The organism is Enterococcus sp. AZ088 (genome assembly GCF_051714845.1).
Taxonomy (GTDB): domain Bacteria; phylum Bacillota; class Bacilli; order Lactobacillales; family Enterococcaceae; genus Enterococcus; species Enterococcus faecalis.
This window is the reverse complement of the sequence record NZ_JBIOSQ010000001.1, coordinates 1,728,203-1,744,001: the sequence shown is the minus strand read 5'-3', so window position 1 is coordinate 1,744,001 and position 15,799 is coordinate 1,728,203. Positions and strand designations below refer to the sequence as shown.

The 15,799-nt window shown below is 36.3% G+C and carries 16 protein-coding genes; 15 read left to right on the top strand and 1 reads right to left on the bottom strand.

Going from position 1 to position 15,799, the window contains the following annotated elements:
• Nucleotides 1-8 precede the first annotated feature (8 nt).
• The 15 genes from IGL17_RS08555 to IGL17_RS08485 all read left to right on the top strand — a co-directional run bounded on the left by IGL17_RS08555 (nucleotide 9) and on the right by IGL17_RS08485 (nucleotide 15,114).
• A complete protein-coding gene (locus IGL17_RS08555; RefSeq protein ID WP_016618442.1) occupies nucleotides 9-2,432 on the top strand; it encodes a DNA translocase FtsK in 2,424 nt (807 codons plus the stop codon).
• 130 nt (nucleotides 2,433-2,562) lie between these two features.
• Nucleotides 2,563-3,264: a GntR family transcriptional regulator gene (locus IGL17_RS08550; protein WP_002356983.1), complete on the top strand. Its 702-nt coding sequence runs from the start codon at nucleotides 2,563-2,565 to the stop codon at nucleotides 3,262-3,264.
• A gap of 117 nt (nucleotides 3,265-3,381) precedes the next feature.
• On the top strand, nucleotides 3,382-4,131 hold the full coding sequence (locus IGL17_RS08545; RefSeq protein WP_002381711.1) for an ABC transporter ATP-binding protein: 750 nt from the start codon (nucleotides 3,382-3,384) through the stop codon (nucleotides 4,129-4,131).
• The gene (locus IGL17_RS08540; RefSeq protein ID WP_016618443.1) at nucleotides 4,121-5,950 is read left to right on the top strand and encodes an ABC transporter permease; all 1,830 of its coding nucleotides are present in this window, start codon (nucleotides 4,121-4,123) and stop codon (nucleotides 5,948-5,950) included. Before IGL17_RS08545 ends, IGL17_RS08540 begins: the two co-directional genes overlap by 11 nt.
• Nucleotides 5,951-6,075: 125 nt before the next feature.
• Nucleotides 6,076-7,149: a 23S rRNA (adenine(2503)-C(2))-methyltransferase RlmN gene (rlmN, locus tag IGL17_RS08535; RefSeq protein ID WP_438760150.1), complete on the top strand. Its 1,074-nt coding sequence runs from the start codon at nucleotides 6,076-6,078 to the stop codon at nucleotides 7,147-7,149.
• A gap of 289 nt (nucleotides 7,150-7,438) precedes the next feature.
• Nucleotides 7,439-8,767: an APC family permease gene (locus IGL17_RS08530; RefSeq protein ID WP_010816624.1), complete on the top strand. Its 1,329-nt coding sequence runs from the start codon at nucleotides 7,439-7,441 to the stop codon at nucleotides 8,765-8,767.
• Between the two features lie 240 nt (nucleotides 8,768-9,007).
• Nucleotides 9,008-9,976, top strand: a complete 969-nt coding sequence (comGA, locus tag IGL17_RS08525; protein WP_002364362.1) for a competence type IV pilus ATPase ComGA — start codon at nucleotides 9,008-9,010, stop codon at nucleotides 9,974-9,976.
• On the top strand, nucleotides 9,933-10,979 hold the full coding sequence (comGB, locus tag IGL17_RS08520; protein ID WP_016618444.1) for a competence type IV pilus assembly protein ComGB: 1,047 nt from the start codon (nucleotides 9,933-9,935) through the stop codon (nucleotides 10,977-10,979). Before comGA ends, comGB begins: the two co-directional genes overlap by 44 nt.
• Complete coding sequence (gene comGC / locus IGL17_RS08515) at nucleotides 10,979-11,254, top strand: competence type IV pilus major pilin ComGC (protein ID WP_002356991.1); 276 nt, start codon at nucleotides 10,979-10,981, stop codon at nucleotides 11,252-11,254. The genes comGB and comGC overlap by 1 nt, the downstream gene beginning before the upstream one ends.
• Nucleotides 11,251-11,697, top strand: a complete 447-nt coding sequence (gene comGD, locus IGL17_RS08510; RefSeq protein WP_016618445.1) for a competence type IV pilus minor pilin ComGD — start codon at nucleotides 11,251-11,253, stop codon at nucleotides 11,695-11,697. The genes comGC and comGD overlap by 4 nt, the downstream gene beginning before the upstream one ends.
• Nucleotides 11,663-11,989, top strand: coding sequence for a type II secretion system protein (locus IGL17_RS08505; RefSeq protein ID WP_010775953.1), 327 nt, complete (start codon nucleotides 11,663-11,665; stop codon nucleotides 11,987-11,989). Before comGD ends, IGL17_RS08505 begins: the two co-directional genes overlap by 35 nt.
• Nucleotides 11,979-12,413: a competence type IV pilus minor pilin ComGF gene (gene comGF / locus IGL17_RS08500; protein ID WP_010707381.1), complete on the top strand. Its 435-nt coding sequence runs from the start codon at nucleotides 11,979-11,981 to the stop codon at nucleotides 12,411-12,413. The genes IGL17_RS08505 and comGF overlap by 11 nt, the downstream gene beginning before the upstream one ends.
• Nucleotides 12,413-12,766: a competence type IV pilus minor pilin ComGG gene (gene comGG / locus IGL17_RS08495; protein ID WP_016618446.1), complete on the top strand. Its 354-nt coding sequence runs from the start codon at nucleotides 12,413-12,415 to the stop codon at nucleotides 12,764-12,766. The genes comGF and comGG overlap by 1 nt, the downstream gene beginning before the upstream one ends.
• A gap of 128 nt (nucleotides 12,767-12,894) precedes the next feature.
• Nucleotides 12,895-13,902, top strand: a complete 1,008-nt coding sequence (locus IGL17_RS08490) for a class I SAM-dependent methyltransferase (RefSeq protein ID WP_002357063.1) — start codon at nucleotides 12,895-12,897, stop codon at nucleotides 13,900-13,902.
• 24 nt (nucleotides 13,903-13,926) lie between these two features.
• Entirely contained in the window at nucleotides 13,927-15,114 is a 1,188-nt protein-coding gene (locus IGL17_RS08485) for an acetate/propionate family kinase (RefSeq protein ID WP_002357064.1), read from the top strand.
• 111 nt (nucleotides 15,115-15,225) lie between these two features.
• On the opposite strand, the gene IGL17_RS08480 is transcribed toward IGL17_RS08485, so the two are convergent.
• Nucleotides 15,226-15,699 carry a universal stress protein gene (locus IGL17_RS08480; protein WP_002357065.1) on the bottom strand — a complete coding sequence of 158 codons (474 nt, stop codon included), beginning with the start codon at nucleotides 15,697-15,699 and terminating at the stop codon, nucleotides 15,226-15,228.
• Nucleotides 15,700-15,799: the final 100 nt, after the last annotated feature.

The following is a 15,799-nucleotide window of genomic DNA, read 5'->3' as shown; positions in this document are numbered from 1 at the left end:
GAAGTTAAATGGCACAAAAAAGAGCAACAAATAAGAAAAAAAGTACGACAAAGAAAAAGACCAAAAAACAACAGCAACAACAAGAACGTTTAAATTATATGTTTCTTGGCCTGATTTTTATTTTATTCGGTGTCTTTGGACTCTTTCGCTTAGGGTTTTTAGGCACGTTATTAGCGAATTGTTTACGCTTAGTTGTAGGTAATACCTTTCCATTTGCAGCGATTTTACTAATCCTGTATGGCTTATTAGTCATGATTTATGGGAAAGATTTTCCGTTAAAAAGAGGGCGCCCTATTTTTGGGGCTGTTCTGATTTATATTAGTGTTTTGTTATTTTTGCATGCCTTTATGTTTCGAAATGTTAGTGGCAGTCAACCTGATATTTTAGGTAACACTTGGGAATTTTTGCAAAGCGATTTAAAAGCCAACCAAGTGACGCAAAACGTAGGGGGCGGTATGATTGGCGCGCTGCTTTATCAAGGAACGTACTTTTTGGTGGCACAATTTGGGAGCTATTTAATTGCCACATTGCTACTGTTAGCGGGTATTTTCTTGATGAGTATGTGGGATTTTCAGCAAATTGTTGATCATTTCCAAAGTATTCAAGATCGCCTAAGTCATGTTTCGGCAAAATCACAGGCGCGACAAGAAGAAAAAGAGGCGAAGCGAGCAGCGAAGAAAGAAGCCAAAGCTGCAGAACGCCAAGCAAAAATTGAAGCCGCTGCCCAACAAAAATTACAAGAGCGGGAACGTATGGAACAAGCGGCAGCCGAGCGCTTAACAAAAACATCAGGTGAAACCCACCAACCAATGGTGGAAGAACCGGTCGCACCAACGCCTGTTCAAATTGATTCGTTTCAACAGCAAAATCAGGCGATGCCTGTACCACCAATCGCAGCAACAAAACCGCAACGAGAGCAGGAAGAAGAGGCGGCAGATGAAGCTGGTGTTCTCGAATTTGAAATTTCTGAAGAAGCGGAAGATCGTGATTATCAACTACCACCAACTGATTTGTTAGATACAATTCAAGCAACGGATCAAAGTGGTGAATATGAAAAAATCGAAAAAAATATTGGCGTCTTAGAACAAACCTTCAAGAGCTTTGGTGTTGATGCTAAAGTAGTCAAAGCTAGTTTAGGACCATCTGTCACAAAATTTGAAGTTCAACCCGCTGTTGGGGTAAAAGTTAGCAAAATTGTTAACTTGACGGATGACATTGCTTTAGCGCTTGCGGCCAAAGATGTTCGTATGGAGGCCCCGATTCCTGGGAAATCACTAATCGGGATTGAAGTTCCTAATAGTGCAATTAGTACAGTATCCTTTAGAGATATTGTTGAGGCACAACCAAGTCATCCAGATAAACTATTAGAAGTACCTTTAGGTCGAGATATTTCAGGGATGGTTCAAACTGCGGATCTATCAAAAATGCCGCATTTATTAATTGCAGGATCGACAGGGAGTGGGAAATCGGTTGCTATCAATGGCATCATCACAGGTATTTTGATGCAAGCGAAACCCCATGAAGTAAAATTAATGATGATTGACCCGAAAATGGTGGAATTGAATGTGTATAACGGGATTCCTCATTTATTAACGCCAGTGGTTACTAATCCGAGAAAAGCAGCACAAGCCCTACAAAAAGTAGTTCAAGAAATGGAATTTCGTTATGAAAAATTTGCAGCAACAGGCGTCCGAAATATCACTGGTTACAATCAACTAATTCAACAGAAAAATGCGGAAGATGGCGAAAATCGTCCGATTCTGCCATTTATTGTTGTCATTGTTGATGAGTTAGCTGATTTAATGATGGTGGCAAGTAACGAAGTAGAAGATGCGATTATCCGCTTAGCCCAAATGGCACGGGCAGCAGGCATTCATATGATTTTAGCGACACAACGGCCAAGTGTGGATGTCATTACAGGAATCATCAAAGCAAATGTCCCTTCTCGAATGGCTTTTGCAGTCTCAAGTGGGACAGACTCGCGTACCATTATTGATACTAACGGGGCCGAGAAACTATTAGGTCGAGGCGATATGCTCTTCTTACCAATGGGAGAAAATAAACCAATTCGTATCCAAGGGGCCTTTATCTCTGATCAAGAAGTCGAACGAGTGGTTGCGTTTGTAACGGACCAACAAGAAGCTGAATATCAAGAAAGCATGATGCCAACGGATGAACCGACCACTTCAGGCGGTGGCGAAGCTCCTCAAGATGAGTTGTTTGAAGAAGCGAAAAACTTGGTAGTTGAAATGCAAACAGCTAGTATTTCATTGCTACAAAGACGTTTTAGAATTGGCTATAATCGTGCGGCTCGCTTAGTGGATGAATTGGAAGCACACGGAGTTATTGGACCATCAGAAGGTAGCAAACCAAGAAAAGTCTTTCTACAAGCGGAATCAGAAGAGGCAGTACCTGAAACGCCAGAACAATAAACAAAAAGAACAAAAATAGATAAATTTATCTATTTTTGTTCTTTTTTTATAATTTCAGCAAAGCATCATGTTATAATCATCATTTTCTGGTAAAATAGAAAGGAATAGTGCGGTTGGGAGGGAGCGTATCATGAGAAGAAAGAGCGTGCTTTATTTAGAAGTAGCAGATCAGATTAAAGAAGATATTTTGAGTGGCAAGTATCCAGTAGGAACGTTTTTACCAACAGAAACAGAATTGGAAGAGATGTTTAATGTTAGTAAAATTACGATTCGGCGGGCAATCGAAATGTTAGCAACAGAAGAATTTGTTGAGAAAAAAAGTGGCCGAGGCACAACTGTGTTAAGCAATCGTCCCTATAATAAACTATCAAAAGCAGGGACATTCACTGAATTTTTGAATGAATCAGGTCAGAAAGTAACTAAAAAAGTTTTACAAGTTGAAAACTTGACGTTGTCAAAAGAGATGCCGGCTTATCAATTTTTAGGAGAAGAAGTGGTTCACCTTTCACGGTTATATCTAATCGATGAACAACCCTATATTTATTTTAATTACTATTTGCCAGCTGCCATGAAAGACGTATCATTGACTGAATACAAAGAAGAATCCTTGTATCGTTTGATGGATCGCCATGCCATTGAAATTTATAAATTTGAAGACCGTTTTGAAGTTGCAACTTTGACAGAAGCAGAGCAAAAGATGTTGCAAACAACTGAAACAACGGGCTTAAAAAGAATTCGGCGTTCGTTAAGCCCAACAGGTCGTTGCGTAGAATATTCAGAAGCTATTTATAATACGAAGATTCATCCTTATGTGATTGAATATGAAGCATAACTTTTAAAAGAATAACAGTGCACTTACAGTAATGTAAGTTCATTGTTATTCTTTTCTATTGTTGTTTTTTTTCGTTTTCGATACACTAAATGAGTGAGAAGAATAGGAGTGGAAAATATGTTAGAAGTACAAAATTTGAAAAAAGTTTACGGAAACGAAATTAAATATGAAGCCTTAAAAGGGATTAATTTAACTGTCCAAGATGGTGAATTTATTGGTATTATGGGACCTTCTGGAAGTGGAAAAAGTACACTTTTAAATTTGTTGGCAACAATCGATAGTCCAACAGACGGTGAAATACTTTTAAATGGAAAAAATCCAAACAATTTGAATCAAGAACAAATTGCTAAATTCCGTCGTACAGAATTAGGATTTGTTTTTCAAAGCTTTAATTTAATGCCAACATTAACTGTTGAAGAAAATATTATTTTGCCATTGACGCTTGATGGAGAAAAAGTCTCTGTAATGAAACGACAATTAGCAGAATTAAGTGAGCGTTTAGGTATCAATCATCTGTTGAAAAAACGAATTGCAGAAATTTCTGGTGGACAAGCACAACGGGTCGCCGTTGCTCGCGCAATGATTCATCATCCACAATTATTATTGGCTGATGAACCAACAGGAAACTTAGATACGAAATCATCTAAGGATGTGATGGGCTTGTTACAACAATTAAACGAAGAAGAAGCGGCGACTATTTTAATGGTGACCCATGATCCGCTAGCCGCAAGTTATTGCAAGCGCATTGTCTTTATTAAAGATGGTGAATTAATTGATGAAATTGTCCAAAATGGCAATCAAAAAGAGTTCTACGATTTAATCATGGTGAAACTGGCTGAGATTGAAGGTGTCGATAATGAATTTTAATCAGTTTGTTATAAGAAACACGATTCGAAATAAGCATTTATACTTGGCTTATTTCCTAAGTACAATGTTTTCTGTGATGATCTTTTTTACGTTCACTGGTTTTGTCTTTCACCCAGCCTTAGCTAATGGTTTAAATCCTAAAGCACAAATGGGAATGACGGCTGCGGCAATTATAATCTATGGTTTCTCTTTCTTATTCGTTTTATACTCGATGGATGTCTTTATCCAATCTCGGAAAAAAGAGTTTGGAACCTTGATGATTCAAGGGATGAGTCCAAAACAGTTAAAGAAAATGATTTTTATTGAAAACTTAGTGATTGGTTTCTTTGCTACAATTTTTGGTAGCATTTTAGGTGTTGGATTTTCACAGTTTATTTTATGGATTAGCAATTTATTGATGCATCTAGGTTTAGGTTTTTATTTGCCAGTGATGCCGTTTATCATTACTGTCATTTCATTTGCGGTCTTGTTCTTAGTAATTTCTTTCTTTATTCAATTCCGCTTGCCAAAAGCGACACTTCAAGAGCTATTAAAAGCAGGGGAAATGGGTAAAGGTAAAATCAAAAGCTCTAAAGTTAAATCTTTCTTAGCCGTGTTGCTTTTAGTTGTCGGTTATGGAATTGCTTTAGTTGCTAAGGGACAGTTAGTTTTAATGGTGATGTTCCCAGTAATTTTCTTAGTTATTTTAGGGACAAAATTTTTATTTGACCAATTGAGTGTTTCTGTCATTGAACGTTTAAAACGGAAACCAAAAATCTTTTGGAAAAAAACCAATATGGTCGTTTTATCAGATTTAGCATTCCGCATGAAAGATAATGCACGTTCGTTCTTCTTGGTTTCGGTGATATCAACGGTTGCTTTTGCTGCCATTGGAACGTTATACGGCGTGAACGAGATGATTTTTAAAGGAATAAGTTCTGTACCGTACGAACTGACATTGTCTGATTCGACCAACCCAGAAAATCAAGAAATGAAACAATTTGCGACAAAAACATTCCAAGAAAAAAATATTCAGTTTGATGAAGTGGAGTATCCACAATTTACAACAAATGAAGGTATCCGCTTAATTCAAGCATCAGAATATAATAAGTTAGCAAAAATGATTGACGAACCAACGATTGATGGGAATAGCGTTGTTAATTTAAAACAAGAAAATGTTCCTTCAGATATGTTTGTGGACGTAAAAACAGTTAGTTTAGCTAACAATCAAACTTTAAAAGTCGATAAAATCTCTAAAACCAATGTTTTGCCAACAGCTGGAGGGATTTTAGTTGTTCCTGATACAACACCGTTAGACGGAGTTAAAAGTGAAATAAATACCATTTGGCAGCCCAAAGCAGGAACTGATCGTGAAGAATTGATAAAAGCAGAAAATATCATTGGTGACAAGTACCCGATGTTACTAGGAACAGCTGCAATGTCGGCAGCCATTACGCAATTTTATACGCCAGTTCTTTTTGTCGGACTATTTATCGGTATCGTGTTCTTTGTTTCGGCGGGTAGTTTCTTATACTTCCGTTTATACAGTGATATGAATACGGATGTTGAAAAATTCAAGATGATTTACAAACTTGGCTTGACGAAAAAAGAATTGAAGAAAATGATTTACCAACAAGTAGGTATTTTATTCTTTACCCCAATTGTTGTTTCATTTATTCATGGAGCTGTTGCTTTGAAAGCAATGTATGCTGTCTTAGATCAGCCAATGCAATTAGCTGGCTGGGAAGTTTTAGGTGTTTTCTTATTGATTCAGGTCGTTTACTATTTAATTGCTAGAACGTTCTACTTCAAAAAAGTTTATCACTTAGTGAAAGATTAATTATAAAAAATCGTTAAGCATGCACGCTTAACGATTTTTTTTTGAGGCTCTTCGTGATATTGCATTCAAAGTGAGAATACGTTATAGTTATGAAGCGAATGTAATAGCAGAAATGAGGAAAAGAAATGCAGAAAGAATCCATTTATGGACTGACGAGAGAACAGCTTGTGGACTGGTTTTTAGCCCATGGCGAGAAGAAATTTCGCGCAACACAAGTGTGGGAATGGTTGTATACAAAACGTGTTGCTTCATTTAGTGAAATGTCGAACATTTCTAAATCGTTGATGACTTTATTAGAAGAAAATTTTTCATTAAATCCATTAAAACAAGTCATTGTGCAAGAAGCACAAGATGGTACCGTAAAATATTTATTTGAATTACCAGATAAAAATATGATTGAAACAGTCTTGATGCGTCAAGAATATGGATTATCTGTTTGTGTGACCACTCAAGTTGGTTGCAATATTGGGTGTACATTTTGTGCTAGTGGGCTATTAAAAAAACAAAGAGATTTAACTGCTGGCGAGATTGTAGCCCAAATTATGTGGGTGCAACATTATTTCGATGAACGTGGGTTGGATGAACGTGTTAGCCATGTCGTTGTGATGGGAATTGGTGAACCATTTGATAATTATGCCAATGTCATGAACTTTTTACGAACGATTAATGATGATAAAGGCTTGGCTATTGGTGCCCGTCATATTACAGTTTCAACAAGTGGTTTAGTGCCAAAAATTCGTGAATTTGCAGACAGTGGACTACAAGTAAACTTAGCAATCTCATTACATGCTCCTAACAACGAAGTCCGTACATCAATTATGCGGATTAATCGTAGTTTTCCAATTGAAAAATTAATGGTAGCAATTGATGAATACATTGAAAAAACCAACCGACGTGTTACATTTGAATATATTATGTTGAGTCAAGTGAACGACCGACCAGAACATGCTCAACAATTAGCAGATTTATTACGGAATAAGAAAAAACTTTCTTATGTTAATCTGATTCCGTATAACCCAGTGAGTGAACACGATCAATATAGCCGAAGCTCTAAAGAAGCGGTTTTAAAATTTTATGATGTACTCAAAAAGAATGGCATCAATTGTGTTATTCGTAAAGAACACGGAACAGATATTGATGCGGCTTGCGGACAATTACGCAGTAAACAAATGAAAAAAGAAAAAGTCAAAAACCAATAACATAGTTAAAATCGGATCAGAAAGGTTTCTTTTTGATTCGATTTTTCGTTTATTTAATAAAAAATCGTCGGTTTTTCAATTCTTTTTTATAAACAAAAGATGAATGCTCTAAAACTTTTATGACAAATTTTCTTTTTGTGGTTTTCAAACTTGAAATTCTAAAAGAAATAGCTATACTGAAAAGAGATCGTCACAGAATTTTTCATGAAAACAGCTATTATTTTCGTTATCTTTTCAAGAAAGTGAAATTTTGTTACGCTTGTTTAGTTTAAATGAAATGAGGGAGTCTATGGAGAAAAAGCAATTAAAAAGAGAGATAACAACGTTTGGTGCGTTATCCACGGTAATGGGTACGGTGATTGGCGCTGGTGTTTTCTTTAAAGCTGCGAGTGTCGTTGGACACGCACAGTCAGCTAGTTTAGCTATCTTTGCTTGGGTGTTAGGTGGTGCCTTAACCATTTGTGCAGGATTAACCAGCGCCGAACTTGCTACAGCAATCCCTGAAACAGGTGGCGCAGTGAAGTATATTGAATATACATATGGTAAATTAGCTGGTTTTCTTTTAGGGTGGGCACAAAGTATCATTTATTATCCTGCCAACATTTCGGCGTTATCCATTATTTTTAGTACACAACTAATCAATTTGTTTCATTTATCGGCAAATTTATTGATTCCAATTGCCATTCTTGCGGGAACCAGTATCACGATAATTAATTTATTAGGAACAAAAATTGCTTCTTTGGTCCAATCAACAACATTGGTGGTAAAACTGATTCCAATTGCCTTGATTTCTTTAGTAGGATTATTTACTCCAGGACAAGTAGCTGTTTCGCTTTTTCCCATTGAAACAACAGCGAATACTGGCTTTTTAGTTGCTTTTAGTGGCGCCTTAGTCGCCACCATGTTTGCTTATGATGGCTGGCTAGGTGTGGGTAACGTGGCTGGTGAAATGAAGCGACCAGAAAGAGACTTGCCTAAAGCCATTATTTTTGGTTTGTTATTGATTACTTTAATTTATGCTTTAATTAATTTTGTATTTCTAAAAACATTACCAATTGAGCAAATCGCTGGGAATTTGAATGCAGCTTCGGATGCTTCTGTGGCTATTTTTGGACCAATTGGCGGCAAAATCGTAACTATTGGGATTTTAATCTCTGTATATGGTGCGTTAAACGGCTACACAATGACAGGGATTCGGATTCCTTATGCCTTAGCCTTAGATAATCTGATGCCTTTTAGTCGTCAGTTTCAAAAGTTGTCTAAACGCTTTGTTGTTCCTTACGTTGCTGGAATTTTCCAGTTAGCTGTAGCCATTATCATGATGTTTTTCGGGACCTTCGATTTATTGACGGATATGTTAGTTTTTGTTATGTGGCTGTTTAATCTATTAATTTTCTTAGCCGTTTTTATTTTAAGAAAACGAGAACCTGAATTAAAACGACCGTATAAAGTTCCTGGCTATCCAATTATTCCAATTATCGCAAGTCTAGGTGGTATCTTCATCTTGGTTACAACGAGTATTACACAGCCTATTCTAGCATTGATTGGTATAGGAATTACGCTTCTAGGAATTCCAGTTTATTTAGTTAATAAACAAAAAACGAAGCCAAAAACGTAAACGATCCAATCGGATTATCATAGTTTTTCTCAAAAATTTTGTGATTCAGAGAAATTTTTGAAAACTAAACGCAAGATTTTTTTAGTATAATACTAAGTGTCTAGGAGTTCCACTATTTTGGGGAAGATAGATGGACAGCGCAAACTTCAAAAAAAGAACCTTCATCTTAATGGTGAAGGTTCTTTTTTTTGCTGAAATCATAAAATAAATGCGTAGTTTATTAGTGAGAGGAGGAAATGAATGACTGAAAATGTAAAAAAATTAGCTCATCAATTAATTGAATGGGGCGTCCTTCATGGGGCGCAAGACGTTTATTTTTTACCCAATGATACCGAAATAGCCATCTCTTTTCGGACAGGGATGCAACGGACACTTTACACACAAGTTTCCGCAGAAATAGGCGAAAAGTTAATTTTCCACTTTAAATTTATCGGCGGCATGGATGTCGGAGAAAGACGAAAAGCACAATTAGGCGCGACAACTTATCTAATTGGCGAGACGAAGCAACGCTTGCGTTTATCATCTGTGGGAGATTTTCAGAATCGAGAGAGCTTGGTAATTCGTTTTTTGCACCGATTTGGTGAACAAGCTGAACATTTTTTCTTTCCCCACCAGCTGAATGAAATTGAAGCATCTTGTCAGAAACGAGGACTTTATTTATTCAGTGGGCCAGTTGGTTCTGGGAAAACAACAACCATGTATCGTGTGGCTAAACAAAGAAGTGGCGAACAACAAGTGATAGCGATTGAGGATCCTGTTGAAATTGAGGAAAAGCAGTTTTTACAGTTGCAAACAAATGAAAAAATTCAGTTAACGTACGAAGCCTTGATCAAAGTTTGCTTGCGCCATCATCCTGATATTTTGATTATTGGTGAAATTCGTGATGGCGAGACGGCTCAAGCAGTTATTCGAGCCGCCTTAACGGGTCATACTATTTTTGCGACAATTCACGCCCGTAACTTATTGGGGGTGCAACGGCGTTTGATAGAATTAGGTGGCCCAGAGCATGAATTGGCTGAATGCTTGCAAGGTATCATTTACCAACAGATTTTGACAACCACGATTAATAAGGAACAAGTAGCGGGAATTCTTTATGATTATTTCTTCTTTAAGGAAGCTGTTATAAAGAGTAGTTGGCAAAAGAATCTAAGAAAGGCGTGGGCGTATGGGTTTATTACAGAAAAAACGTATTTTCAAGCCATCGAATAAACTAACGAAAAAACAACAGCAGCTTTTTCTGAAACTATTAGCGGATTTACTTGCCAATGGTTTTAATATACAAGAAAGTTTTTCCTTCATGAAAAAATCAAACGCATTACCTCAGCACAGTATAACTTTTTTAGTTGAAGGTTTTTCCTCAGGCATTGCCTTACAAGCTTTAGTCGAAGAATTAGGATTTTCAACAATGGTCTCGGCTCAATTATCGTTTGCTACCGCACACGGGGATTTGGTAGGGACACTACAAGCGATTTCCGAACATTTTTTTCAAACGGAAAAATATCGGCAACAGTTCTTTAAAATAATTAGTTATCCGCTGCTCCTGATTGTTTTTTTGATTCTCGTCATTGTTGGTATTCGGCAATTTTTATTGCCCCAATTAATGGAAAATGATGCCAATAGTTATTCTAAAAATATTGGGATTCTTCTGATTGTTTACAGTCCATACATTCTGGTTGCCTTAGTTTTTGTCCTCTCATTTAGTTTCTTCATTTTAAACCGTTATTTGAAGCATCAGTCTGCTATTCAGCGGGCCTTCGTATATCTGAAACTGCCCATTATCCGTGGCCTTTATCGGGAATACGTCAGTGCTTTTTTTGCACTAGAATGGGGGAAGTTGCTTGCGCAAGGATTAGAAATGAAAGAGGTCATCGATTTGATGCGCCATACAACCAATTACCCCTTAATGAAAGAATTAGCTGGAGCGATTAGTGAAGGACTGCTAGTTGGTGAAACCTTACATAGACAATTAGCTGCTTATCCTTTTTTTACAAAAGCATTGGGTTTAATGATTCAACAAGGAGAAGTAAAAGGAAAATTAGGCAAGGAGTTGATGGTTTATAGTAATGTCTGTTTCCAAGGTTTTTTCAAAAAAATTGAACGAGTCATTACTCTCGTTCAACCACTTATTTTTATCATAATTGCTTGTTTAATTATCGGTGTTTATGGGGCAATGTTGCTGCCTATTTATGGCAATATGGAAGGAGTTTTATAATGAAAAAGAAACAAAAATACGCGGGGTTTACATTATTAGAAATGTTGATTGTCTTATTGATTATTTCCGTATTGATTTTACTTTTTGTCCCTAACTTAGCGAAACATAAAGAAACAGTTGACAAAAAAGGCAATGAAGCAATCGTAAAAATTGTAGAATCACAAATCGAGCTCTACACACTAGAAAAAAATAAGACGCCTTCCTTAAATGAATTAGTCAACGAAGGCTACATTACTAAAGAGCAGTTAGATAAATATACAGCAGAAAAGCAATGAACAAGTCAGCAGGATTCACATTAATGGAAACACTTGCTAGTTTAACGATTGTTTGCTTTATGACTATGCTCCCAACACTCGCTATTAACCGCTGGCAAGAAACATTAAAAATTGAACAGTTTCTTGCTACGGTAGAAAAACAACTTCGTTTTGCGCAACAGCAAGCAATTGTTTTAGAGGAAACACAAGAAGTTTGGTTTTTTGAAGAACAACAAAGCTTTTCATTTCCTGATAAATTTAACCAATCAGCTCGAAGGACTTCGCTAGCTGTACCTGAAAAAATGACAGTGAGTGGTCCAAGCAAACTCAGTTTTCTTCATTCGTCAGGGAACAATGGTCGTTTAGTGAAATATATTTTTACTTGGACTGAAAAGAAACAGCAACTTATTTTACAATTTCAGATGGGGAGTGGCAAATATACGAAGAAAATTAACTATTTATAGCGGTTTTATTTTATTAGAGAGTCTCGTTAGTTTTAGTATTGTATGTGTGGTAGCAGGGATATTCTCCCTGACTATTACACAATTAATTCAGCAAAATTATCAACGGGAGCAAGAATTAACGCGCACTCGTCTAGGATACGAAGCAATTTTATTTTTAGAGCAGACGGGTGATTTACGTTTCAAAGAGCGGATATATCAAGGAGAAACTTACCGATTTTCTTTGATGGAGAACGAGGGAAGAAGGATACTAAAAGTCACAGATTCAAGAGGAGCGATTTTGATTGGTCAATAAAAAATATGCGGGTTTTACGATGTTAGAGTGTTTAGTGGCACTAGTCGTTTTAAGTTGTATGTGTCAATTGTTTCAGTTGATGATTCAACAAAGTTTTATCGGAAATCAATATTTGAAAAACAATGATTCGAAATCCTGGCATATTTTTTTAATTCAATTAGAAAAAGAATGTCAAAAGCTCGTTTTCCAAACAGGCTCTGCTCAAGAGATTTCTTTCCTCGACTCAGAAACAAACAAGACTATTTCAATTCAAATCAAAGAAGATAAAATTATTAAGCGAGTCAATGGTAAAGGTTACCAACCGCTGTTAATTGGTATCAAAAATGGACAGTTTAAAAATGAAGGACAATCGTTTACTTTGGAAATTACTTTTACTTCTGGAAAAACATTTGATAGTTTTTTTCCAATAAAGGGAGAATTTTAATGAGGCAAAAATATTCAGGAAACTTATTGTTCACGGCCATGGCCTTTGTTTATTTGATGAGTTTTCTCGCCCTTCTGTTACTAGAAGAACGTCAGTTAACACAAAAATTTACGCAAGCTACCCAGGAATACTATGCAGGGCAAAGTATCCTTCATTTATTTCTTGCAGATGTTAAACAAAATAGACGAAAGTTAAAAACAGAAGAAAGGCTCGTATACGCGCAAGTGACCCTCGATTATACGTACAAAAATGAACAATTAAGAATAACTGTTTTATTAAACAAATCTGGTCGAAAATACCAATATCAAGAGAGAGTTTCTCATCAAAAAAAAGCGGAAACAATACTGGAATAGCGTTGTTTTTCTACAAATTATTAGATTTTAGAAGAAAGACAGTAAAGGCATTGATTATTCTTTCTTTTTTCGTTAAAATAAAACAGGTATGGAAGTTGTTACATTTTGAATAGAATAGAGGTGCTAATTTGTTCCCAGAAAAAATTGAAGAGGCTTTCGAGCCAATGGAACAAGCAATCCAGTTATTGCAACAGTCATTGGATACTTCTTTTTTAGATGCGTATATTGAAAATGGTGAAAATATTTTAGATGATTTTCAAGTACGAGTACTTGACGGAGTACCTAATCCAGAGACAGTGAAACAATTAGAAACGCTGTATCATACGATTAAAAAAATTGATTTAGCTCCTGAAGATGTGCGACGCTTGTCCCAATTACTTTTGTTAAAAGGAACGAGAAAAGAGCAGCTTCAAGCAAATCATCAATTGACGCCAGACGGTATTGGCTTTTTGTTTGTTTATTTAGTAGAACAATTAACAAATAAATCAGAGCCATTAAAAATTTTAGATCCTGCTTCAGGAATGGGAAATTTACTGTTAACGGTTCTGCTGAACCTTGAAACAGCTGGTTACAAAGTTTCTGGTTATGGTGTGGATATCGATGAAACACTTTTGGCAGTATCTTCTGTGAACAATGCTTGGTCACAAGCCAATATTCAGTTGTTCCATCAAGACGGATTGCAAGATTTGTTATTGGATCCAGTTGATTTAGCATTAAGTGACTTACCGATTGGCTATTATCCAAATGATGAGCGAGCAAAGGGATTTGCTGCTGCTGCTGAGGAAGGCCATAGTTATGCGCATCATTTATTAATGGAGCAAGCTATGAAATACGTGAAGCCAGCAGGGTTTGGCTTATTCTTAATCCCGACAAATATTTTAGAGACTGAGCAAAGTGAATTCTTTAAAAATTGGTTGACAAAAAATGTCTATTTACAAGGAATGATACAGTTACCTGATGAATTGTTTAAGTCAGAACAATCACGTAAAAGTATCTTGCTTGTTCAAAACAAGGGTGCAGATGCTGAGCAAGTGAAGGAAGTTTTGTTAGCAAAACTTGCCTCTTTGAAAGATATCAATAAAGTAACGGAGTTCTTTAAACAATTTGAAGCTTGGAAAGCTTCAAATTTAAAATAAAATAGTAACGAAGAGGAGAAAATTATGTCTAAAACAATTGCAATTAATGCAGGTAGTTCAAGTTTAAAATGGCAATTATACCAAATGCCAAATGAAGAAGTGATCGCTAAAGGAATCGTTGAACGTATTGGCTTAAAAGATTCTATCTTCACAATTAAATATGGTGAAGGACAAAAATATGAAGTAATTGTTGATATTGATAACCATGAAGTGGCAGTAAAAATGTTACTAGACCAATTAATCGACTTAAACATTTTAGGTTCTTATGATGAAATTACTGGTGTTGGTCACCGTGTAGTTGCTGGTGGAGAAGAATTTAAAGATTCTGTTGTTATTACAGACGAAGTATTAGAAAAAATTGAAGCTTTATCTGAATTAGCACCTTTACACAACCCAGCGAATGCAATGGGGATTAAAGCATTTAAACATATCTTACCAGAAATCATTAGCGTGGCAGTCTTTGATACGTCGTTCCACACAACAATGCCAGAACACAACTATTTATATAGTGTACCGCGTGAATACTATGAAAAATTTGCTGCTCGTAAATATGGGGCACATGGAACAAGTCATCGTTATGTCTCTCAACGTGCCGCAGAAATGTTAGGTCGTCCAATTGAAGACTTGAAAATTATCACTTGTCACTTAGGAAATGGTGCTTCAATCACTGCAGTTGATGGTGGTAAATCAGTCGATACATCAATGGGCTTCACTCCTCTTGCTGGCGTTACAATGGGGACTCGTTCAGGGGATGTTGATGCGTCACTATTGCCTTATTTAATGACAAAACTTGGCTTGACTGATGTACAAGACATGGTTGATATTTTAAACAAAAAATCTGGTTTATTAGGTTTAACAAATGGTTTATCAAGCGACATGCGCGATATTCAATCAAACCTAGATAAACCTGAAGTTCAAACAGCATACAACATTTTTATCGATCGTATTCGTAAATACATTGGTAGCTATGTCACTGTTATGAATGGCGTTGATGCGATTGTCTTTACTGCTGGAATCGGTGAAAATGCAGTTGGCGTTCGTAAAGATATTATTGATGGCATGACTTGGTTTGGTTGTGAAATCGATGATGACAAAAATAATGTACACGGTGAAGAAGCAGTTATCTCAACTGATGATTCAAAAATCAAGCTTCTATTAGTACCAACTGACGAAGAGTTAATGATTGCCCGTGACGTAGAACGTCTAAAATAATTAAACGAACACACCTTGTGAGACGCTCTCACAAGGTGTGCTTAATAGGTCAATAAAGAGAAGCTGAGCCAACTATCACTTTTGATAGTTGGCTCAGTTTCTTCTTATTTTTTATTTTTCTTCATTTTTTGGTAATTTGTTGTCTAAATCCGTCCGTACAACGAGAACATCGCAACTAGCGTTACGGATAACTGATTCAGAGACAGAGCCAATAAATAAACGCTCAACGGCATTTAATCCAGTTGCTCCTAACATAATTAAATCAATGTTGTATTCTTTTGGTAATTCTTTGGCAATAATGTTCTTAGGAGAACCATAGGCTAGAACGCTAGAGACTTTTGTTTGTCCCATATCCACCGCTTGTTGTTGGTAGGTGTCTAAGGTTTCTTTTGCCATTGACATTGCTTCTTCTGCTAGCGCACCATCAAAAGAGGACACTGATTGGAAAGAGCGCGTATCAACAACATGTGCTAATAGTAATTCAGCATCGTTTCGTTTAGCGACGTTGACCGCTTTTTTAAAGGCTAAGTCTGCTTCGTCAGAACCATCGATTGCTATCATAATTTTTTGATATTGTTGTAACATAATAACCGCTCCTTTCAGCGTAAAAAAAATCATTAATTGTTTCTATAATAATTGTAAAACAAACAAAGAAAAAAAGAAACTGAAACCGCTTCTTTTTTTC